General features: G+C 43.4%; 18 protein-coding genes, 1 pseudogene and 1 riboswitch. Of the genes and pseudogenes, 13 read left to right on the forward strand and 6 right to left on the reverse strand.

Annotated features, from left to right (window positions below):
- Positions 1 to 148: 148 nt before the first annotated feature.
- Entirely contained in the window at positions 149 to 2,299 is a 2,151-nt protein-coding gene (gene recQ / locus ACFSMW_RS09095; protein WP_390354992.1) for a DNA helicase RecQ, read from the reverse strand.
- 261 nt (positions 2,300 to 2,560) lie between these two features.
- Between recQ and ACFSMW_RS09100 the strand changes: the two genes are divergently transcribed.
- The 3 genes and pseudogenes from ACFSMW_RS09100 to ACFSMW_RS09110 form a co-directional block, all read left to right on the forward strand.
- Positions 2,561 to 2,743, forward strand: coding sequence for a hypothetical protein (locus ACFSMW_RS09100; protein ID WP_390354993.1), 183 nt, complete (start codon positions 2,561 to 2,563; stop codon positions 2,741 to 2,743).
- Between the two features lie 389 nt (positions 2,744 to 3,132).
- On the forward strand, positions 3,133 to 5,004 hold the full coding sequence (locus ACFSMW_RS09105) for a cation:proton antiporter (protein ID WP_390354995.1): 1,872 nt from the start codon (positions 3,133 to 3,135) through the stop codon (positions 5,002 to 5,004).
- Positions 5,005 to 5,337: 333 nt separating this feature from the next.
- Positions 5,338 to 5,604, forward strand: a pseudogene (locus ACFSMW_RS09110) (transposase); the annotation flags it as partial.
- Between the two features lie 288 nt (positions 5,605 to 5,892).
- On the opposite strand, the gene ACFSMW_RS09115 reads toward ACFSMW_RS09110, so the two are convergent.
- Complete coding sequence (locus tag ACFSMW_RS09115; RefSeq protein ID WP_390354997.1) at positions 5,893 to 6,084, reverse strand: SE1832 family protein; 192 nt, start codon at positions 6,082 to 6,084, stop codon at positions 5,893 to 5,895.
- Between the two features lie 247 nt (positions 6,085 to 6,331).
- Between ACFSMW_RS09115 and ACFSMW_RS09120 the strand changes: the two genes are divergently transcribed.
- The 3 genes from ACFSMW_RS09120 to ACFSMW_RS09130 all read left to right on the forward strand — a co-directional run bounded on the left by ACFSMW_RS09120 (position 6,332) and on the right by ACFSMW_RS09130 (position 9,826).
- Entirely contained in the window at positions 6,332 to 8,071 is a 1,740-nt protein-coding gene (locus tag ACFSMW_RS09120) for a phospho-sugar mutase (protein WP_390354999.1), read from the forward strand.
- A 525-nt stretch (positions 8,072 to 8,596) separates the two neighbouring features.
- Entirely contained in the window at positions 8,597 to 9,397 is an 801-nt protein-coding gene (locus tag ACFSMW_RS09125) for a TerC family protein (protein ID WP_390355001.1), read from the forward strand.
- Between the two features lie 66 nt (positions 9,398 to 9,463).
- Complete coding sequence (locus tag ACFSMW_RS09130; protein WP_390355434.1) at positions 9,464 to 9,826, forward strand: DUF488 domain-containing protein; 363 nt, start codon at positions 9,464 to 9,466, stop codon at positions 9,824 to 9,826.
- A gap of 57 nt (positions 9,827 to 9,883) precedes the next feature.
- Here the strand turns inward: ACFSMW_RS09130 and ACFSMW_RS09135 are convergent, their stop codons facing one another.
- Positions 9,884 to 10,798 (reverse strand): SDR family oxidoreductase, encoded by a 915-nt coding sequence (locus tag ACFSMW_RS09135; RefSeq protein ID WP_390355003.1) that lies wholly within the window; start codon positions 10,796 to 10,798, stop codon positions 9,884 to 9,886.
- Between the two features lie 188 nt (positions 10,799 to 10,986).
- Between ACFSMW_RS09135 and ACFSMW_RS09140 the strand changes: the two genes are divergently transcribed.
- Positions 10,987 to 11,163: a hypothetical protein gene (locus ACFSMW_RS09140; protein WP_390355004.1), complete on the forward strand. Its 177-nt coding sequence runs from the start codon at positions 10,987 to 10,989 to the stop codon at positions 11,161 to 11,163.
- Between the two features lie 22 nt (positions 11,164 to 11,185).
- On the opposite strand, the gene ACFSMW_RS09145 is transcribed toward ACFSMW_RS09140, so the two are convergent.
- On the reverse strand, positions 11,186 to 12,172 hold the full coding sequence (locus ACFSMW_RS09145) for a DUF4003 family protein (protein ID WP_390355005.1): 987 nt from the start codon (positions 12,170 to 12,172) through the stop codon (positions 11,186 to 11,188).
- Positions 12,173 to 12,291: 119 nt separating this feature from the next.
- Here ACFSMW_RS09145 and ACFSMW_RS09150 point away from each other — a divergent pair, with 119 nt between their 5' ends.
- Together ACFSMW_RS09150 and ACFSMW_RS09155 are read left to right on the forward strand one after the other, a co-directional pair.
- Complete coding sequence (locus tag ACFSMW_RS09150) at positions 12,292 to 12,732, forward strand: OsmC family protein (protein ID WP_390355007.1); 441 nt, start codon at positions 12,292 to 12,294, stop codon at positions 12,730 to 12,732.
- Positions 12,733 to 13,097: 365 nt separating this feature from the next.
- On the forward strand, positions 13,098 to 14,492 hold the full coding sequence (locus tag ACFSMW_RS09155) for an L-cystine transporter (RefSeq protein ID WP_390355009.1): 1,395 nt from the start codon (positions 13,098 to 13,100) through the stop codon (positions 14,490 to 14,492).
- A gap of 64 nt (positions 14,493 to 14,556) precedes the next feature.
- Here ACFSMW_RS09155 and ACFSMW_RS09160 read toward each other — a convergent pair whose 3' ends face one another.
- Positions 14,557 to 16,371: a DNA ligase D gene (locus ACFSMW_RS09160; RefSeq protein WP_390355011.1), complete on the reverse strand. Its 1,815-nt coding sequence runs from the start codon at positions 16,369 to 16,371 to the stop codon at positions 14,557 to 14,559.
- Between the two features lie 163 nt (positions 16,372 to 16,534).
- Between ACFSMW_RS09160 and ku the strand changes: the two genes are divergently transcribed.
- The 4 genes from ku (at position 16,535) to ACFSMW_RS09180 (ending at position 20,928) form a co-directional block, all read left to right on the forward strand.
- Positions 16,535 to 17,392: a non-homologous end joining protein Ku gene (ku, locus tag ACFSMW_RS09165; protein WP_390355013.1), complete on the forward strand. Its 858-nt coding sequence runs from the start codon at positions 16,535 to 16,537 to the stop codon at positions 17,390 to 17,392.
- A gap of 242 nt (positions 17,393 to 17,634) precedes the next feature.
- Positions 17,635 to 18,648 (forward strand): acyltransferase family protein, encoded by a 1,014-nt coding sequence (locus tag ACFSMW_RS09170; protein ID WP_390355014.1) that lies wholly within the window; start codon positions 17,635 to 17,637, stop codon positions 18,646 to 18,648.
- 117 nt (positions 18,649 to 18,765) lie between these two features.
- Positions 18,766 to 18,867: riboswitch (purine riboswitch) on the forward strand.
- A gap of 145 nt (positions 18,868 to 19,012) precedes the next feature.
- Positions 19,013 to 19,600 (forward strand): xanthine phosphoribosyltransferase, encoded by a 588-nt coding sequence (locus ACFSMW_RS09175; RefSeq protein ID WP_390355016.1) that lies wholly within the window; start codon positions 19,013 to 19,015, stop codon positions 19,598 to 19,600.
- An 8-nt stretch (positions 19,601 to 19,608) separates the two neighbouring features.
- The gene (locus tag ACFSMW_RS09180; protein WP_390355436.1) at positions 19,609 to 20,928 is read left to right on the forward strand and encodes a nucleobase:cation symporter-2 family protein; all 1,320 of its coding nucleotides are present in this window, start codon (positions 19,609 to 19,611) and stop codon (positions 20,926 to 20,928) included.
- Positions 20,929 to 21,118: 190 nt separating this feature from the next.
- Here ACFSMW_RS09180 and ACFSMW_RS09185 read toward each other — a convergent pair whose 3' ends face one another.
- Positions 21,119 to 22,462, reverse strand: coding sequence for a YjiH family protein (locus ACFSMW_RS09185; RefSeq protein ID WP_390355018.1), 1,344 nt, complete (start codon positions 22,460 to 22,462; stop codon positions 21,119 to 21,121).
- Between the last annotated feature and the right edge of the window lie 128 nt (positions 22,463 to 22,590).

Consider the following 22,590-nt stretch of genomic DNA (forward strand, 5'->3'; position numbering starts at 1 on the left):
CGTTTTACTTTAATTACGTCACTCCCACCCACTCTTCTGTAAAACACACCATCCACTTTGAGGGACATTGGCCAAAGTGGATGGTGTTATTTCTTAAAAACCGCCGTTATATTATCATCTGTTGAACCAAACGGCGTGATTCCCTCGATTACATATATTGATGTTTCACCAGCACGGCTTTGATGGCAGTATAATTCGTTTCTTCAGGCAGGGCTTCTTTCAATTCCTTTAATTTTGGTTCCTTCATTTTTTCCCGGGCTGCGATGACAGCTTTTTCAATATCTTCATCGAAAAAGATATCCCACATGATCGGCTGTCCTTCCTTGGCTGCTTTAAATATATGTCCTTCAATGGTTTGTTGAGACAGTTCGCGAATAACGGCAATGTCTTTCAATGATTTTCCAGACTGCAGCATCTGGTAACTGATGAGATGGCTCGGACGTTCGTCAGTTGTTTTTGTTTGTTTGACCACTGTCGGTGTGTCTCCGCCAATTTTCACCTTTTTGCTGCGTGTAGAATGTGCCTGATCCCATTCCTTTAAAACCTCTAGGAACGGCTCTCCATATTGCAGAAGTTTTTTCTCTCCGACTCCTTTGATCTGCAGCATGCTATCGCGGCTTGTTGGAATATAGCGGCTCATTTCCTTTAACGTGACATCGGAAAACAAAACATAAGGGGGAACATTTTGCTCATCGGCAAGATTTTTGCGCAGCTGACGCAGCTGGGTGAATAATCCTGCATCATAGTCTGCTTCTTCTGCGTATATTGGAATGGGAGCCTGGAGCATCATGACCTCCTGTTTTCCTTTAAGCACATCGACTGAATTGGCATTCAGGCGGACTTTAGGATATTTTCCTTCCTCCATGCTCAGAAATTTTTCTGCAATCAAAAAGTGAATACGTTCTATCAATTCTTTTTCTGTATAAGCAGACATAATTCCAAAAGTGGATAACTTTTGAAATTGGAAGCCGGCAACTTTCTTGTCTTTGGATCCTTTGAGCACCTTTGCAGTCATTGTGACGCCAAATTGTTCGCCCATACGTTTAACACAGGACAGAATCATTTGCGCTTCTTCAGTGATATCGACCTTCTCATGGTTTTTCGAGCAGTTGCTGCACTGCTTGCAGGCAGGTTTTGGCGAAGGGTCATTGAAATAGTCCAATATATAATTTGCCAAACATTGATGTGTGTGGCAGTAATTGATCATTGCTTGCAGTTTACGGTACTCTTGCTGTTTGCTGTCATCATCCATTTGCGATTGCTCGATGAAAAATTTTTGCAGCTGTGTATCCTGCGGGGAAAAAAGCAGGATGCAATTGCTCATTTCACCGTCTCGTCCAGCACGGCCGGCCTCTTGATAATAGGATTCGATATTCATTGGCATCGCATAATGTATCACATGGCGGACGTTTGATTTATCAATCCCCATCCCGAATGCGTTCGTAGCAATCATCACGGTTCTTTCATCATGAATGAAAGCTGACTGGGCATTTTTTCGTTCCTCTTCTGAAAGTCCGGCGTGGTATTTGGCGACTGAGTAACCTTGTTTTTTCAAATTCTCATATAGTGAATCCACTTGTTTGCGAGTTGCGGCGTAGATGATGCCGGATTCATCACTGTGTTCACTCATATAGGCACGGATATAACTGGTCTTATCACGTCCTTTGATGACATGGAATGCCAGATTTTCTCTAGCAAATCCCGTATTGACAACGTGCTCATCAGATATATGAAGCAGACGTTGAATATCCGAGATGACAGCTTCGGTCGCTGTTGCGGTCAAGGCGGCGAAAACCCGGACGTTGCGGAGTTTTTTCAATTCGGGAACGATCGAACGGTAACTCGGACGGAAATCATGGCCCCACTGGCTGATGCAGTGCGCTTCATCAAAAGCGATAAGTGAAATATCCAACCGCTTGATGACATGAAGGAAAGAAGCTGTCTCAAAGCGTTCAGGCGCAGCATAAACAAAACGGTAACGACCTATGGCAATGTCATGCATCCGTTTTTTCAGTTCATCGACCGACAAAGAGCTGTTGATATATGTAGCAGCGATTCCTAAGGCTTGCAGTGCATCCACTTGGTCCTTCATCAGGGAAATAAGCGGAGATATGATCATAGCTGTTCCATCCATACTGAGGCCGGGAATTTGATAACAAATCGATTTTCCGCCACCGGTCGGCATGACAGCCAAGGTATTATGGTGTTGCATCATATAAGTGATAACGTCCTGTTGACCAGGACGGAAATGTTCGTAGCCAAAGTACGTTTGCAGAATCTTCTCTTGTGTTTCCATCATACACATCTGTTGTCAACGCCCTGTATGCATCATTTGCTGATTCACGACAGAATTTAAAGCAAGTGCTATACTGGCTGTTGGATAAACAGATTCCCTCCTTTGTGGTTCCAGGCTCCCATCATCGTATCATATTTTCAAAGAAGCATGCATGGGAAATCTTTCATTGACCAGTTGCCTGGAGGTAATGAATCTTTTAAATACGACAAACGTAAATTATAATGTAAAATAAGTTAAGATGTAATTCAGCAAGGAGTGATCCTCTTGCCAAGCATGATATTTCTCGGTGTTTTCATTTTAGGATTGGTGATTATATATTTAGCGATCAGACGAGATATAGATGAACAAAAAAAGCTGACAAAAAAAGGTACAATCAAGCTGTTTTCCGGGCTTACCATTTTGCTCGCACTGGTCATTTTATTTATAGTCGTTATGGAACATCTCTAAGAACAAGCGGAGTTGTCGAAAGTGCAAGAAAACACGGTATCGCTGTACTGGCATTCGGCAATTCCGCAAGTACAATATAAGAGAGTTACTTTCGATTCCAAACAAATATAGACGCGATTCACGAGAAAATCCACAACTGGAAATTACTGGGGTAAATGATAATGTTTTCTGTATGAAAAAAGCGGGCTAAAATAGTTTACTTTCTTCCTTCGGGCATATAAAATGTCTTTATATTTAATTGAAATGAGTGGTTAGAAACAGCCTTTTGCAGATAGGAAAGTATATCGATCGTAGCATACTGTCCTATCTGCAAACGTGCACCTAAGGCATTTGGCAGTGGCCATGAGTGCAAGGTTGTCCAACACCTCATTAAAGAATAGGGGGATGAAATGAGTCCTACATTGCTTTTTGAAATCATGCTGATTGGATTATTGGGTATAGGTTCGCAATGGGCTGCCTGGCGATACCGCATGCCGGCGATCGTCGTCATGTCCATTACAGGGCTGCTTGTTGGCCCGGTGTTTCATTTTATCAATCCACAGCAGGATTTTGGCGATTTATATAGTCCGATTATAACTGTCGCTGTTGCCATCATTTTATTTGAAGGCAGCTTGAACTTGAACTTCAAGGAATTGCGAGGATTAGGCAAACCATTATTCCGAATTGCCACTTTCGGAGCATTTCTCGCATGGATATTGGGTTCGCTGACAGCACACTATATAGCTGGATTAAGCTGGACGGTTGCTTTTGTCATTGGCGGGCTGTTCATTGTAACGGGACCGACCGTGATTTTACCGCTGCTGAGGCAGTCCAAACTGAAACCGAGGCCAGCAAAAATCCTTAAATGGGAAGGTATTATTGTCGATCCGATTGGTGCGTTACTAGCCGTATTTGCATTTGAAATCATCGCCTTCATGACATCTGAAAATCCGGATGGCACGAAGCTGTTCATGTTCTTTGCTGTCTCTGTCTTTGCATTAATTTTTGGCTGGTTGTGCGGACGGGGGATTGGCTGGATGTTCGAAACAGGTCATATACCGGAATATTTAAAATCTCCAGCAGTATTCATTACAGTCATTTTAAGCTTCACCATACCGGATACAATTACTCATGAAACCGGACTGCTTGCAGTAACCGCGATGGGGATGACTTTGGCAAATATGGGTATCAATTCTGTCGCGGACATGCGGCACTTTAAGGAAAATGTTTCTATATTGCTTATCTCCGCCATATTCATTATGCTGACAGCATCGCTGAATATGGAAACTTTGCTGCACATTTTTCAGCCGAATATTATTGGCTACGTATTGCTGATGATGTTTGCGGTGCGCCCTTTGTCGATTTTTTTGTCAACGATTGGCACCAATTTGACTTTCAATGAAAAGCTGCTTGTTGGGTGGATCGCCCCCAGAGGCATTGTGGCATTAACTGTATCCAGCTACTTCGCGAAAATTTTGCTTGACGCCGGGTACAAAGATGCGCAGATTCTCACAACACTGACTTTCGGTCTGGTCTTTTTCACAGTTGTCGCGCACGGATTTTCTATCCGTTCGCTTGCGAAAAAGCTGAACCTTTCAATGGAAGGACGTCCTGGCGCATTAATTGTTGGCAGTAATCGTTTTACAGTGCAGTTGGCGAAATCCTTGATGAAAGTCAACACTCCAGTGATTGTGGTTGATTCTTCCTGGGAGAATCTTAAAAGTGTGCGCGAGGCAGGCATACCTTTTTATCATGGGGAGATGCTATCAGAACAAACGGAGTATCATCTAGACACGATACCGTATGAATATCTGATTGCAGCGACTGATGATCAGGCATATAATTCCTTGATCTGCACGACGTTCATGCCGGAATATGGGCGGACGAATGTGTTCAAAATCAGTCCGTATAATAAGATGTATATCAACACAACCAACGAAATCGTCTCCAAGGTTGGCGGACGTGTCTTGTTCAAGGAAGATGTCACGATGGATGACCTGAATGAAAAGCTGGACAATCATTTTGTATTCAGGCAAACATCGATCACCGAGCAGTTCACTTTCCAGCAATATATGAAGGAAAAAGATAGCGCCACTGTCTTCCTATATTTGATGAAGCCGTCAGGACAAATCAAGTTTTTCACAGAAGAAATGAAGACGAATGTAGAAAGTGGCGATATCATTATCAGTCTGACACCGCCGAATAAAGAAAAAGCGAAGATTAAGGCGAAGCTGGAAAGCCAGCGAAATGGCAACAGCAATGGCATGACTTCAGGCAAGTAATACAGGAAAAGCTATCAGAACAGCGCAGCTGAACGAGACCGCTGAAAAAGTTCAAAAAAGCAAACTAGATTCTTTATAAGGCTCTAGTTTGCTTTTTTGTTGTATCATTGAAATTAACCAATAAAATCCAAAGGCTAATATAACTTATATGGCGGGAAGCACCGTTGATTTTTACTTCAGGTGGACGCTTTCCGCGGGCAACGCCTCCACTTCCTTGAAAGCAAAGTATGCTTTCTGCGGGATTTTCGGCTGTTGCTTTTCACATAGGAGTCGCCACCCTCCGTTACAATCAACGGGATACGATTTCTTCAACAAATGTAGGTGGTGTATCGGATGGTCTCAAACCAGCAATCTCTATCGCTTAGTCCTTTTACACAAATTTATGATCTTGTCGTGCCACAGGATAATATGTTGCGCCAGGTCAATGAGCTTGTAGATTTCTCTTTTGTACGCCATGAATTAAATGACAAATATTGTCATGACAACGGACGTGATGCAGTCCCGCCCATTCGCATGTTCAAATACCATCTTCTTAAATCCATTTTTGACTTATCCGATGTGGATGTCGTGGAACGTTCCAAATATAAAATCCCCACTAAAAATTCAAAAAAAGAATTTTAGTGGGGGTTTTAGTGTACAGAAGACCTATATCATAAAATAACCTTAGATTTTCAGTGGCCTTCTGCTGAACTGATGGCTTTTTTAGTAATTTATTTTTGCTGGATACGGGGCTTGATGAAGTCTATCTATTTTTGATCGAAGAGTCATAAGGTCTCCGGGACAATGATTTGCGCATCCAAGCCTAAATTTGATAGCCAATTGTTTGGGCTAAGCACAAAGTTTTTTTCAGCTCAGACAATCCGTATCAGCTACAAAACCGGTCTGCCTTTATTCGAAATGTTCCAGCTGCTTATACACCTCAGCAATTTCTTTTTCGAGGCGGATGAGCTGTTCTTCTGCTGAAGAAACACGTCCTCGCACGTATTCCAATTTATCCATATCGCTTTGAATGCGGGCATAATCAGCTTTTAAATTGATCAACTCATGCTCTAGCTCTTCCTTTGAGGCATTTTCTTTCATTATTTTCTCACTCCTCTACGCTTTCAGTTTATCAATCGATAAAGAAGGCTGCAATAGAAAGGAAGAAGGATGCACGATTTTTGATTTACATGGGAATGTACCATAGAATAATCGGATGAATTGCTCTGGAAGCATGGCGACATAGAAAGAGAAACAGGGAGCGCTGTCATGGCTGTACAATAGTGTATTGCTTCAAAATATGATAAAATTGGCACATTGATATAAATATTGTTGGAGGAAGTACCAGATGACAAATTGGCAAAAAGTATACGAAACATGGAACAAATATGCTCCACTGGATCAGGAATTAAGAGAGGAATTGGAAGAAATTAAGCTGGATCCTGTGAGACTTGAAGATGCGTTTTACAAGGAATTGACCTTTGGCACCGGTGGTATGCGAGGTGTGATCGGGGTAGGGACAAACCGCATGAATATTTATACTGTCCGTAAGGCTGTGGATGGTTTGGCCCGGTATTTACGGGACACAACGGCAGATTATAAAAAGCGCGGTGTAGCGATTGCATATGATTGCCGCCACATGTCCAGAGCATTTGCATTGGAAGCAGCTAAAGTGCTCGGATCTTATGGCATCCGTTCCTATGTATTCGATACATTACATCCGACACCATTGCTGTCATTCGCTGTTCGTCATTTACATACCGCTGCCGGTATCATGATCACCGCCAGCCACAATCCGCCAGAATATAATGGGTTCAAAGTATATAATGAAGAGGGGGGACAGATTGTTCCCGAAGAGGCCGAGCAAGTGATTCGTAAGATACAAGAGGTTGAAAACGAGTTGACAGTGCCGGTGATGACACAGGATAACCTTGTCAAACACGATTTGCTGCGATGGATTGGAGCGGAGATTGATCAGGCTTATTTGGAAAAACTTCTGGAGATTTCCAGATTATCAGATGTTGAACAACAACAAGAGAAGAAACTGCCAATCGTGTTCACGCCACTGCATGGAACAGCTGGAAAACTCGTGATGAAGGGATTAGAGCAGCTCCATTTTACAAATGTGGAAATCGTGCCGGAACAGGCAGTTCCTGACCCGGAATTTTCCACGGTCGATTCTCCAAATCCGGAGGAACACAAGGCCTTTGCCATGGCGATTGAAAAAGGAGAGAGCCTTGGAGCGGAAATTTTACTTGGAACAGATCCAGATTCCGATCGTCTCGGCGTTGCTGTCCGGAACGCTTCAGGAGAATACCAGGTTTTGACGGGAAATCAGCTTGGTTCATTGTTCATCGATTATATATTGTCTCACTCCGACCAGAAGGAATTAGAAAATGGGCGTATATTAAAAACGATTGTAACCACTGAGCTGGGGCGCACTATTGCCGCCTCATATGGTGTGGATACCATAGACACACTCACAGGTTTCAAATATATCGGGGAAAAGATACATGAATTTGCTGAAACAGGTGAAAACTTCCTGTTCGGATTCGAAGAGAGTTATGGCTACCTCATTAGCAGCATTGCACGCGACAAAGATGCTGTCCAGGCAGCAGTATTATCCGCTGAAATGGCCTATTTTTGGCGAAGCCAGGGTAAATCGTTACTTGAGGCACTGGATTTGCTCTATCAAAAACATGGCTATTTTATGGAAGGCCAGTCTTCCATGACGCTAAAGGGAAGAAAAGGATCTGAACAAATCGCGATACTGATGGAGACAATGCGGAAGAACAGCTTGCCGGAAATTGCAGGATTGAAAGTATTGCGTGTAGAGGATTATTTGGAGTCTGTCAGTATGGATAAGACGGATGGAAAAAGCGAGAAAATCCTTTTGCCAAAAGAAAATGTGCTGAAATTCATGTTGGAAAATAACAGTTGGGTCTGTCTGCGCCCTTCAGGTACAGAACCGAAAATCAAATGTTATTTCGGAGTGTGTGAAACAAGTTTGCATGCAAGTGAAGAAAAATTGTCCGCCCTGCAAAAAACAATGGTACAGACTATGGAAGAAATTGTTTCTGGCATATGATGCAAGTAGTGGTTTGGCGGTAAAATATAGGCGACATAGTGATGAATCGGAGTTTTGCAGTTTTTTCCCTGCATGATATATGAACTTGCTTCTGAGTCCCTATGTTTAACTATCCCGTGAATTTTGGCTGCTGATGTAAGCCGCTTCCGTACCAATAAATGCTTCTTTAACAGAAGTGAAAGGGAAGTGACTATTCGTAAAAAATAGTTGACTTTCTCCGTGAAACCCTGTTTAATAGAATTAACTAAAGGGGAGTAGCTGAACAGTTTGAGTCGTCATTACGAGAAAAATTCTCCGGCTCAAATTGGCAACCGACGTTGTTAGCAAGACCTTTACCGTCAGCTGGTAAAGGTCTTTTTTTATGGTCCTGGCCTGGCTGGCTCAGGGCCATTTTTGCATGGTGCAAAGATGCCCATCTTAGAAAACTAGCATTTACCAAGAGCCTTGGTGAATGTCATAGTTGCACTTATGCAGAAAGAAAGGATTGTATACTTTCTTTACTGCCAATAAAAGGGAGTGGCAGACATGGATTTGAATCTGATCATGGAATACGGATGGGTGCTTCTCGTACTCGTCGGACTGGAAGGGCTGCTGGCTGCAGATAATGCGCTTGTACTGGCGATCATGGTGAAACACTTACCGGAGAAACAACGGAAAAGGGCATTATTTTATGGATTGGGCGGGGCATTCATACTCCGTTTCGGCTCATTGTTCGTTATTTCTTTCCTGGTGGATGTTTGGCAGGTGCAGGCAATCGGTGCCGCTTATTTACTGCTCATGTCAGTAAAACATTTATATGATAAGCTGGCAGATAAAGCGCATAACCAACCTGTTAAAAAACAAATACAACCTGAAAAAGAAGTATCCAACGGAAATTTCTGGATGACAGTTCTCAAGGTAGAGTTCGCAGATATGGCCTTTGCTGTCGATTCCATCCTGGCAGCAGTCGCAATGGCAGTGGCATTACCCGCTACTGGACTCGGCCATATTGGCAGCCTGGATACAGCACAGTTCATGGTGGTGCTGGCGGGCGGCATGATCGGTCTCATTATCATGAGATATGCAGCAAATGTATTCGTCGATTTGTTGAAAAAACGTCCAGGGTTGGAAATCGCGGCTTTCGCAATTGTTGGATGGGTTGGTGTCAAATTGGCAATGATTGTACTGGCCCATGAAGATGTCGCGTTGATACCACATGACTTTCCTCATGGTACGTTATGGAAAATCATATTTTATGTTGTCTTGATCGGGATTGCTATGGCGGGCTGGTTTTTTTCGGGGAAAAAAGCAGGGAAATCTTCAACAAAAAAAGCAAGTAATGAATGAGACTGTTAAAAAACAATCATAAAGGGTATGCCAAAAGTAGAAATATAAATTGGAAGGTGATGAATGATGCCGGTTTCAGTAAAACGGATTTATGAAGAATACGATAAAAATGATGGTGTCAGGGTGCTGGTTGATCGGGTATGGCCGCGTGGCATGAGTAAGGAATCAGCAAAAGTGGATCATTGGATCAAGGAAGCTGGACCGACCAGCGAGCTGAGAAAATGGTTTGGCCATGACCCGGATAAGTTCCCTGATTTCAAAGAAAAATATAAGTCAGAACTGAAAGAGAACGACGAGCAAAAAGAAGCGCTGGACAAGCTTAAGAAGCTCGCCAAGGAAAATGACAAAAACCTTACATTGCTATACAGTGCTAAAGACACAGAACATAATCAGGCAGTTGTTTTAAAAGAGATTTTAGATCACCAGTGAAAGGAAACGCGGACAGATCCTATGTGCACCATCGGGCATTGGGTCTGTCCCTGTTCTTCATCCAAATATTTGTCCGCCATTGACGTGAAGGGTTTGCCCGGTTACGAATCTGGCATCGTCTGAGGCAAGATAAACAAAGGCAGGTGCAACTTCAAAAGGCTGGCCGTTACGATCCATCGGGTTTCCGGCCAATGTCACCTGATCTGCAGAGAAGCTGGCAGGTATCAGCGGCGTCCAAATCCGCCCAGGTGCTATTGCATTGACGCGGATACCCTCCTTTACCAGATTCTTTGCCAGTGCACGTGTGAATCCGATAATGGCTCCCTTTGTTGCAGTATAATCCATCAGTTGCTCGTTGCCGTCAAAAGCGACCACAGAGGATGTATTGATAATGGAACCGCCGGCTTTCATATGTTTCAATGCGGCGCGTGTCGTATAAAAATGCGCATAGACATTTACTTTCATCGTATCATCAAACTGCTCATCGGAGATGTCTAGCAGGCTTAGTTGTTGAAATTGAATGCCCACATGGTTGCATAGGACATCAAGAGCGCCAAATTTTTTTACTGTCTCCTCCACAATATCCGCACATTGCTGTTTATTTCTTAAATCACCAGGCAATAGCAAACAACGCTGGCCCAGTTCGTTAATTCTGTCTTTGGTTCTCTCGGCATCCGCATGTTCATCAAGATAAGATATCGCCACATCGGCGCCTTCTTTAGCAAAAGCAATGGCTGCTGCGGCGCCCATACCACTGTCACCGCCAGTAATCAATGCAATTTTCCCAATGAGTTTTTCGCTCCCGAGATAATTCGGATTTTCGATGATGGGTCTGGGAACCATCAAATTTTCCTCACCTGGCTGGCGGTATTGCCGCTGCTCGGGCACAGTCATCGCAATTTCTTCATAACGGGTGATTTTCCCGTAGTTCGGATACATCGGATAAACAGGCTGTTCTTTTTTATCGGACATATAGCTTGTAAACCTCCTTGAAAAGCGTTCCGAAATACAATATGCTACATGGGCGCTGCGTGTGCGAATGTAGTAGGGCGATGCAGCCGGTTGTATGCAGCAACGTTCCCGTGATAACCTGGAATACCTAGAGAAATTCCCGTTTCCCCTGGAGTTGAATAAGATGGCAGAAAACAGAGGAGAGGAAAATGAGAATGAAGGATTTCTACAGTCCTTATGCGACATACTTACTGATGAATGAATCTGACGAAAAGGTTGCCATCAAATATGATGAAAATAAGCAGGCGATCCTGGAACCGCAAATCGGGCCGAGACCGCCATATTATTGTCATCCAAGATATGAACAGTATTACCCGCTCATCTAGATGAAAAATCAGGGAGATATGTTCAATTGGAACCGCTATTATTCTGTGCTGCAGCAGCCGAACTGACAGCAGCTGCAGTCATAGCGGCCTGTTGTGCCTGGAGAACGGATTCCATGATGGTAAACAGGCTGGCATCTACAATTGATCGATCTTTCAGCTGATCTTTGACAACCAGTCCGGCAGCCAACATGATATTCATGTCTTTTTGCCATTTGAAATGCTTTTGCATCCGCAGCTTGCTATATAGCTCTTTGACCATTTGTACATGCTGCTCTACATCAGGCAGCAGAGCAAGCATTCCGATAAACGGATAATAGGAAGGCTTTGGTTTAAGATCGATGCCTTTAAAGGCATCGAACACATCTGCAGTATTACTGACAAGGGATTGGCCGGAATAGGGATGCCCCAGCGCAAGGATATGACTGAGAAATTGCAGGTCGTTTCCTTTCCGAAACCCATGGAGATGCAATCGCTGATAATGCTGCTCTGCCTCCTGGATGATATCTTCTTTATTTTGACATGCTAATGAGATAGCCATCGGATAATCCTGGGAGGAAGTCAATAAAATATGTTCGTCTTTCATATCTTTATAAATTCGTTTTGCACGTGCAATAATCACATCCGTGTCGATGTCCTCATTTTTTCCTTGCATTAATAAGGTTGCAGCCGCAATACACGTAAAAGGTCCACGATGAAATTTTGCCGCGGTCATTTGATCGTATACTTGGAAAAGCTGTCTGATTTGTTCTGCAGCATCATCGAAATGGGCGTCCAGCACAGCAGCAATGCCGAACCTGGATGGAGACCGCCAGATAGAAAAAGGTTTGGATTGAGCTTTGATTTCATCGGCAATGACCAAGAAACGTTCACTGTCAAAGGTATTCTCACCTGTCAAGTAGGTGGAGGCGATGGTCATCAGCAATTGATTGCCGGAGACCTTCCAGCGCAGTTGTTTTTTCAGCGTTTCAAAAATGTCCGTGTATGTGGTGATGCTTTGGTTCACATCCATTGACATGCTCCTTTCAAGAACAGCTGTTATATATACGATGGAGTCATTGCTTTGGTTTCAATGACAAATAGTTGCTTCAAGTTGATTTACTTTGCTACGCTGAAAGTGAGGTGATTCAAATGGCAGAGCATCATTTTCATTTAAAAGCCGACTGGCCAGGCGGCAGAAATAGCACTGGCTACATTGAAGCAGGTAATTTAAAAACAAAAATTTCCATTCCTCCGGAAATGTATGGCCCGGGAGCAGGTACGAACCCTGACGAAATGCTGCTTGGGGCTGCGGCCACATGTTATATTATCACATTGGCAGCAATGATTGAACGGGCTGCATTACCATTGCAGGAGATGTCTATGGATTCAGAAGCAGTGGTTGATGTAACCGACGGTGTATTCACTTATAAAAAGATCATACACCGGCCGACAGTTTCTCTGACAGATGAAGCATCATCCCAAGATTATCGCAAATTGGAAAAACTCGTTCACCAAGCTGAAAGCTCCTGCATGATTTCCCGTGCAATCAAAGGGAATGTGGACATAGAATTGGAGGAGAGCATACAATAATGCTGTCGGTTACTGCCTCGTTAGTAGAATATTGTTTGCAACAATCATTTGCCTTAGCAAGCTGGCAGTAAATAAGAAATTCGTATGACTAAAAGTATATGATTACTCGAAGTGAGACACAGGCATTCGCTATTGAAATGAGCGAGTGCCTGTTGCAACATGAGAAAATTAACTTGCAAGTCTTGGAAAAATATTATAATATTAAAGCCGAGTATTTTCATGGGAATTATCAAAAAAAGTGGCGTGATCATACCTGTGTGCATACTTATAAGAAAAACATCCTGATTCATTTGCCTGCTTAAAGCACGGCGAATGCTTCACAAGCATTATCAGCAAAAACATTATTCAACAGGGGGTAGACAGAAGTGAATGTATTTTTAATCATTGTAAATATCGCTGTTTTGTGTATCTTAATCGGTCTATTAATATATATGCAGAAAAAACATCTATCATTTACAAAACGCGTATTTACTGGTTTGGGAGCGGGGATCGTACTTGGTGCAATCTTACAGCTTATATATGGCACAGGATCCGATGTGCTGGTCAAAACGACAGATTGGTTCAGCATCGTCGGAAACGGTTATATTCAATTGCTGATGATGATCGTTGTACCGCTTGTCATGGTGTCGATTATCCAATCGATCATCAACTTGGAAAAAACGGCTGAGTTGGGAAAAATCGCTGCCTGGATCATTGGTATTCTTGTTACGACGGCAATGGTCGCCGCTTTGATTGGTATCGGCTCAGCAGCATTATTTCATTTGGATGCGGGGCAAATCCATGCCGGCGAGGCGGAAGCAGAACGCGGCACGATGCTGCAGGATAAATTGGTTGATGTCCAGGACCAGACGGCACCACAAAAAATCCTCAGCTTTATCCCATCCAATATTTTCGAGGACATGACTGGTGCAAGATCGACTTCGGTCATAGCGGTCGTCATTTTTTCCATGATTGTCGGTATCGCTGTATTGGGCTTAAGGCGTAAAAACCCTGAGCAGGCAGAAAGGTTCACAAATATTGTCAATACGCTTTATGCTGTTGTGATGCGAATAGTAACGCTAATCCTGCGTCTTACGCCATTCGGTGTGTTGGCATTAATGGCGAATACAGTAGCCAACACTGACTTTGCGGGCATCATGGAGCTGGGTAAATTCGTGATCGCATCGTATGTAGCACTGCTAGTCATCATGGTATTCCACCTAGTGTTAGTCGGCTTGTTTGGATTAAATCCATTTGTATATTTGCGCAAAGTTATTCCGGTGCTCGGGTTCGCATTTACTTCCAGGTCAAGTGCAGGAACGATTCCGTTGAACATCCAGGCGCAGCGGAATTCACTCGGGGTCGATAACGGCATTGCGAATATGTCTGCTTCATTCGGGGCGACAATCGGGCAAAACGGCTGTGCTGGCATGTACCCGGCGATGCTTGCAGTGATGATCGCCCCCACAGTAGGTATCGATCCGTTTACGCCAGGATTTTTGATTAAGCTGGTTTTGATCGTTGGTATTAGTTCATTCGGTGTAGCAGGCGTCGGCGGCGGTGCAACATTCGCTGCATTGATTGTACTTTCTTCCATGGGACTGCCGGTTGCACTGGCGGGCTTGTTGATTTCCATCGAGGCATTGATTGATATGGGGCGTACCGCAGTCAATGTCAATGACAGTATGGTAGCCGGCACGTTGACGAGCCGCATATTGAAAAAACTGGATATGAAAAAATTCAATGACAAAGATGCAATTGAAAAAGATATCGCTGTTTGATTGCTAAAAGCAAAAAGCCTCAGGGTGCTGTTCAGTACAAAGTCCCTGTGGCTTTTTTGATGTCTCAAAGCGGCGGGCTTTCTCCAAGCAATGTAAATACCTCTTTGAGATTCTGCTGCTGGCGAACCAGTTCGTAATTTGCGAATGGGCAGCCCATATTCTGGACGCGGGCAACCACATTTTTAATAGTGAAGTTTTGCGGCTCCAGGCTGGGCTCCACTTCTTCCCAACGCAAAGGTACGGCAACTGTTCCTTCCTCTGTTTTCCTTGCTGAATAAGGTGCGATGATGGTTTTGTTTTTGCCGTGCTGCACATAATCGATATATAATCTGCCATGGCGATTTTTTTTCATCCGTTCGGTGGTGAAAAAGGCAGGATGTTGATTTTCGACCGTCTGGGCGATGGCCTGGGTAAACAGTGCTGTCTGTTCATAGGACATGCTTTTTTCCATGATAGGAATGTGAATTTGCAACCCCTTGTTGCCGGATAATTTCACGAAAGAGGACAACTTCAGCTTATCCAGGTACTTTTTGATAATAGTCGCTGCCTTGATCGCTAAATCGAAACGTTCCCGATTGGGCGGATCCAGGTCAAAAACGATTTCATTTGGATACATACACCCGGCTTTTTCAAATGGAATATGGAATTCAATCCCGCCATGATTCGCAAACCAAAGCAGACTCTCCAGAGAATCACATAGCATGAACGTCTCCTCTTCTGACTGAAAAGGCTTGATAAAACTAGGAGCATACTCTGGTAAATGCTTTTGAAAAAAATACTCCTCTTCAACCCCTTCCGGGCAGCGAATCAGTGTCAGCAAATGCTCGCGCAGAAATGGAAGCATGTACGGTGCAATTTCCCGCATATAGACGAGGTAAGCGGATTTGTCGATGCCCGCTTTGGGCCAGTATAATTTATCGAATTTGGAAAAATCGACTGCAGCAGGCAGCATGGCTTGTTCTCGCTGCAAGGTTTTCAACGTGCAATCTGCTGGTTCGGCTTCGGCCCCAATACCAGAAAATGCTGGCTCCCTCAGTTCCCCTTGGTACAAATCCAATGTTTGAACTGCAGCGACAATAGCCGGAGGGAGGGTATAGCTTTGCCCATTGAAGCTGCCACTCTCCATAAATAATTTTGTCACAGTCTGTCGCGCTTCAGCATCTAGTCCATGTTTGCATTTGCCAATTGAAATAAGGGAGTCGTTCCGCCATACAGCGGCATTGAAGTAGTCATTGCTCGGCTGATAGCTGGACAGAATGACATGGATGATCCGCCAGTTTTTTATTTTTAACCAATCATGGTGATTTTTCCCAGGGGCATAGACGCTTTTTTGACGCTTTGCTATCAGGCCTTCCCCTTTATGATCAAATATCAATTTCCACAACGCTTCTGCATCTCGGTAAGAATCAACCAGTTGGATACGGCTAGTTGGAAGCGAGAGCTTCTGAAATACATGCAGCAATTTTTTTCTTCTTTGTTCATGATTTTCTTTCAAAAGAGGGGAGCCTTTTTCCTGCAGCAAATCGAATGCCATATATGTTGCGGGCCGTTGTATAGCGGCTTTTTCAATAGTACCGGTATTCTTTAGCCGTCCTCTTTTCTGAATCCATCCGAAATTTGCCTGAAAAGAATTATTCAGTACGCACAGTTCACCATCAAGTACAAGTGGTAAAGAAGGTATGATTTTAGTTTGCAAATCCTGGCAAGCAGCTATCATTTCTGGGAAATTTGCTGTTAAATCTTTATTGTTTTTGCTGATTAAACGGATTGACTCCGCCGTCCAATGTATTGTGCAGCGAAACCCGTCATATTTCACTTCGTAGGTCCACTCTTTTCCAATGGGTATATCCTCACTGGCGATTGGTTTCATGATATCCATTTTCAGGCGCTCTCCTTTAGTAAACTTCTCATTTTCTTAGCATGGTTTAACATACGGAGAATATGCTCCTTTTCCGGCGTTACTTGCTTTATCAGAAGGGAAACTGTCCCCGCATAAAAAAACAGTGCATGCAGAAACTAATTCGAAAAGAGGAGGTTTTGCCATGCATACAATGTGGAAGGGAACAATCAGCTTCGGTCTTGTCAATATCCCAGTAAAAATGCATGCTGCCACGCAGAATAATGATGTGAAATTAAGACAACTGCATAAAGAATGCCAATCGCCGATCAAGTATGAAAAGGTATGTCCGGTATGTGATCGAGAAATCGGCAATGATGAAATTGTCAAAGCATATGAATATGCAAAAAATAAATTTGTTGTACTGGATGAGGAAGATTTACAAGCATTGCAAAAGGAACAGACAGATAAAGCTGTAGAGATCATCGATTTTGTGAAGTTGGAGGAAATCGATCCGATCTATTTTGAGAAGAGCTATTATTTGTCGCCGAATGAGGGGGGCACGAAGGCATATGCCTTGCTGCGAACTGCTTTAAACGACACTGGGAAAATTGGAATAGCCAGAATGATGATCCGGTCCAAAGAACAAATGGCTGTTATCCGGATTTACGAGAACACATTGGTAGTGGAGACCATCCACTATCCTGATGAGGTGCGCAACGTTAGTGAAGTGCCGAATGTACCAGAGGAAATCCAGACAGGAAAAAAAGAGCTGGATACGGCGAAACTGCTGATCGACCAGCTGACAACGACATTCGATCCAGAAAAATACCAGGATGAGTACCGTATCGCTTTGCTGGAACGTATTGAGGAAAAGAAAAATAACGATGAGACAGCTACAGCTGCTGAAGCGGTCAAGCCTACACCGGATAATGTGACGGATTTAATGGCAGCATTGCAAGCCTCTATCGATAAAGCAAAAAAAGAAAAACCGAAACCTAAACAGCCGAAGCCTAAATCTAAGAAAGCGAAGGCTAAGCCGAAAAAAACTGCTGAAGGCTGAACCAGCTGCCAGCAGATCATGCACAGGGATGCTGCTGCTCACTGACAGTATCCCTGCAGCCATGTTGTGTCTGACCATTACATGGTAAATTATCGTATTTTTACAGGTAATGTTACAAAAAAATAATTTTTTTTCGCTAGAATTACAACTTGCTAACAACCACGTGAAATCAGCTTGAAGAAAGCTTTTAGCGGGTAGAATAGAAGCAGCAAGGTATTTAAATTTTTTAAAGGATGATTCCGATGCAAAGAAACGCATACTTTGATAATGCGAGATTATTGTTGATATTGCTTGTAGTATTTGGACACATGGTGCAGCCATTTACAGACAACTCCAACGGTGTCAATACAATATATACTTGGATTTATACATTCCATATGCCTGCGTTTATATTCCTGGCTGGATTTTTTGCCAAGGGCGCTGGCAATAAAGAATATATCATAAAACTTGCAAAAAAATTGCTCATTCCCTATATCATTTTTCAAGTCATCTACAGTGGTTATTATTTCCTGCTAGGCAGGGATAATTGGATGACAGACAGTTTGTTTTACCCGCATTGGGCTTTGTGGTTTTTGTTCAGCCTGTTTTGTTGGCACATTCTCCTGTTCTGGTTCAAAAAACTTCCGCCAGTACTGGGAATGCTTGTGGCTGTACAAATCGGCCTGCTTGTCGGCTATTTTGGACAAATCGGCCAGTCATTCAGTTTGTCGAGGACTTTTGTCTTCTTCCCATTTTTCCTTTTGGGTTATTGGGTAACGACTGAACAGGTCATGTGGTTAAGGAGAAAAAGTGTCAGGATTATTTCTATATTCGTCATGGCTGCAGTGGCCATCGGTATTTATTATGCGCCGGAGATTAAAACAGGCTGGCTGCTTGCATCCAAATCATATGGTGATTTAGGGCTGCCACAATATGGCGGAATCGCCCGATTCATGGTATATATTACCGCAGGAATAATGGCGGCGAGTATTTTAGCTTGGATCCCGCGGAAAGAAAATGTCCTTACAGCATTGGGCAGCAGGACACTCTATGTATATTTGCTCCATGGATTTTTCATCCAATTTTTCCGGGAAACAAATTTTTTCAATGTAAACAGCGTATTCGATTTGCCGTTGCTGGCATTGGTCGCAACCTTCATCGTACTGTTGCTGTCCAGTAAACCAGTACTGGGTGTCTGGCAGCCGTTTATAGAAGGAAAAATGTCTATCCTGAAAAAAACACTCACGCAAAAACGCGCGGGTGAAAATGCATCATAACACTATGGGAAGAGTCTTCCACCGCGCTGCTTCGTTAACTTGTAAAGCAGTGGGGGACTGTTCCTGCAAAAAAACCATTGAAATTCTCACAGGACATGCTATAATAAGTACATTCTTAAAAATTTCATATGCTTCACTCGTATAATGACAGGAATACGGCCTGTAAGTTTCTACCGGTTTACCGTAAATAAACCGACTATGAGTGGCATTTTGAATGAAAGTCGATGCAGACTTTACGGTTTCGTCGATTTTTATTCTTTCCTTTTGCTGATTAAGCCCGGGAGGATGCTTCACTCATTAATTGAGGGAGGCATTGCCCGGGTTTTTTCATTTTATTGTTTTTAACAGGAAGGGGAATTTTGCTGTGCAAGCATTGGAGGATAAAATCTTACAAGAAGGCAAAGTATTATCAGACACCGTTTTAAAGGTCGATTCCTTTTTGAACCATCAGATCGATCCGGACCTGATGCGGGAAATCGGAGAGGAGTTTGCCAAACGATTCGCCCATGAGCGGATCACAAAAATTCTCACCATCGAATCTTCAGGTATCGCACCAGCAGTGATGGCTGGCCTTATCATGGGTGTGCCTGTCGTTTTCGCCCGAAAAAGTAAATCCCTGACCTTAAAAAATCATGTTTATGCAGCTCAGGTATATTCCTATACAAAACAGACAGCCAACGAAATTGCTGTCTCTAAAGACTTTTTGCATGACGATGATGTTGTTTTATTAATAGATGATTTCTTGGCGAACGGACAGGCATTGCTGGGACTGATCGAGATTGTCAAACAGGCAGGCGCTGAATTTGTCGGGGCAGGCATCGTGATAGAAAAAGGGTTTCAAAAAGGCGGCGACAAGATACGCCAGCAAGGAATCCGCATCGAATCCTTGGCCAACATTATGTCGATGAAAGAAGGCAAAGTAACCTTTCAACGAGAGGAGCAGCTGAATTGAAAAACACCATGAAGCTGACGACACTCAGTATCCAGCATTTGCTTGCGATGTATGCGGGAGCAATTCTCGTTCCGCTCATCATTGGCGGGAAGCTCGGTTTTAATTCAGAACAGCTGACATATCTGGTCTCTATCGATATTTTAATGTGCGGGATCGCCACCATTTTGCAAATCAAGAAAAGCCGGTTCACTGGAATCGGTCTGCCGATCGTGTTGGGATGCACGTTTACTGCTGTCGGCCCCATCATTGCCATTGGCATGCAGTATGGTGTATCAGCGGTTTACGGATCAATTATTGCTTCAGGTATCATCATTGTGTTAATTAGCGGCTTTTTTGGGAAGCTGGTAAGGTTTTTCCCGCCAGTTGTCACAGGTTCCGTTGTGACAATCATTGGTGTTTCTCTCATTCCAGTCGCCATCACAAATATGGGCGGAGGCGACGGAGCGAGCGATTTCGGATCGATTTCCAATATTTCTCTTGCTTTTGGTACATTGCTCTTTATTATTTTCATTTATCGTTTTACAAAAGGATTTGCCCAATCGATTGCTATCTTGCTTGGTCTCGGAGCAGGTACTATTGCAGCCATGTTCATGGGGAAAGTGAGTTTCGCACCAATCATGGAAGCTTCTTACTTTCATATGGTGGAGCCGTTCCATTTTGGTTTACCGACCTTCCAATGGTCGCCAATATTGACAATGACATTGGTGGCGATTGTTTCACTCGTTGAATCAACAGGTGCATACTTTGCATTAAGTGATATTTGTGAGAAAAAAATCTCGGAAAAGGATCTTGCAAAGGGATACCGGGCAGAGGGATTGGCTTCTGTACTTGGAGGAATTTTTAATTCTTTTCCATATACGACGTTTTCACAAAATATCGGTCTTTTGCAAATGTCTGGGGTTCGTTCTTCGAAAGTGGTCATGCTGATGGGAGGCATGTTGGTTGTACTTGGATTTTTACCAAAGGTAGCAGCCATGGCAACCATCATCCCTGATCCGGTGCTTGGCGGTGCCATGGTCGCCATGTTTGGCATGATAGTTTCGCAAGGTATTAAGATGCTTGGCAAGGTAGTTGGAGATTCACAGGAAAATGCCATGATCATTGCATGTTCCGTAGGGATGGGGCTTGGTGTGACCGTGGTTCCAGATTTGTTCAACCATCTTCCGGCAAGTGTACAGATACTGACAAGCAATGGTATTGTAACAGGCAGTCTGACAGCTATATTTCTGAACATTGTTTTCAATATGATACCATCGAAGAAACAACGTACACCTGTTCAGCAAATAGATGCCTCATCAGGAACAATACTTCGGGAGAAAAGCGTTTGATATAGGACAATTGGTGATCTTTAAACCGGAAATGGAGCTCGCTTGCTCATTTCCGGTTTTTTAGGCTGCTGTTGAGTGAGTAGTGTGGTGTGAGCGCGCAGTATCGTCACTTAAACAGGTTTCTGCTGTTTTCAGGTCTTCTGTTTCATCATACCAAAACCCACGACGCTGCGGGAGTCGTGGGTTTTAATTAAAACAGAATATGTGCTGCTAACGCGATAACAGGTAATGTAATGATTGTACGTTCCAGGAAAATAATGAATAAATCTTTAAAAGAAACAGGGATTTTGGACCCCAATAAGAGCCCGCCAACCTCTGACATATAGATCAACTGGGTTACAGATAAGGCTGCCACAACGAATCTGGTCATGTCGGAAGTGATTGACGATGCCAGCACGGATGGCAAGAACATATCTGCGAAGCCGATTAATACGGTCTGTGAGGCTTCAGCAGCCTGGGGGACTTGCAATAGTTCAAATAAAGGAATGAATGGTACCCCGAGCCATTGAAAAATAGGCGTATAGTTGGCGATCGCCAGAGCGATCAGCCCCAGTGCCATAACGACCGGTGCGACGCCCATCCACATGTCCAGTACATTTTTTAATCCTTCTTTGAAAAATTTGAAGACACTTGTTTCCAATTTCCCGCGTTCGAGTGCTTTCTTATAGCCGTAAGAAAGAGAACGCTGCCCAGCCGGGAGGGATTCATCGACTTCCTTATATTTATCCGAAATGAATGTATTTGCCTTACGCGAAAGCGGCGGGATTCTTGGCATGATTAAAGCAGCTATGACCCCGGCAATAATTACTGTCAGATAAAAGGGTACGAACATCCGTTCAAGGCCGACTTGCTTAATGACAACGAGTGTAAATGTGATGGAAACAACAGAAAAGGTTGTTCCGATGACTGCGGCTTCTCTTTTGTTATAAAATCCATATTCATACTGTTTGCTTGTCAGCAGGACACCGATGGTCCCATCACCAATCCAGGAAGCAAGGGCATCCACGGAGGAGCGGCCGGGCAGCCTGAAAAGCGGGCGCATGACCTTGGTCATCAAGGTGCCGAAGAGCTCGAGCAATCCGAAATCTGTCAGCAACGGCAAGAACAGACCTGCGAATAGGAAAACTGCAAATAGCACATGCAATAAATCTCCCAGTAACATACCACCGGTTTCATCACCATAAATGACAGGTGTACCGATCTGAAAGTAAACCATAATTGCGAATATGGCTGCGATAATTCTTGCGATTAGCCAGAACTTGCTCACGCATAATAGATTTTGCCAGAAAGGTGTTTTAGCCAGTTTGTCCGGTCCGGCGATTGAAGCAAGAATGGTCAATAGGGCGGTGATGACAACAATTGCCATCATGATCAGTGACAGCTGGTCAGCCAGCTTATCCTGGACCCAGTCAGCAAGCATTCCAATCGGGATTGTATAGCCTTCGGAAGTTTTGATAGGCATTATAAATAAGAAAACGCCGATACAAGACGGAATGATAAACTTTAAATGATCACTAAATTTAAATTGTTCCATGAGGACCCCCGTAATATATGTTAATTTCAGTATAATCAATCATAGATTTTATAGCAAAAAATAATAGAACATGTATAAATATACATTAATATGGATATATAATCAATCGTTTTTCAAAGTTATTGAAT

This window comes from Tigheibacillus halophilus (assembly GCF_042683165.1).
In the GTDB taxonomy this organism is placed as follows: domain Bacteria; phylum Bacillota; class Bacilli; order Bacillales; family Amphibacillaceae; genus Tigheibacillus; species Tigheibacillus halophilus.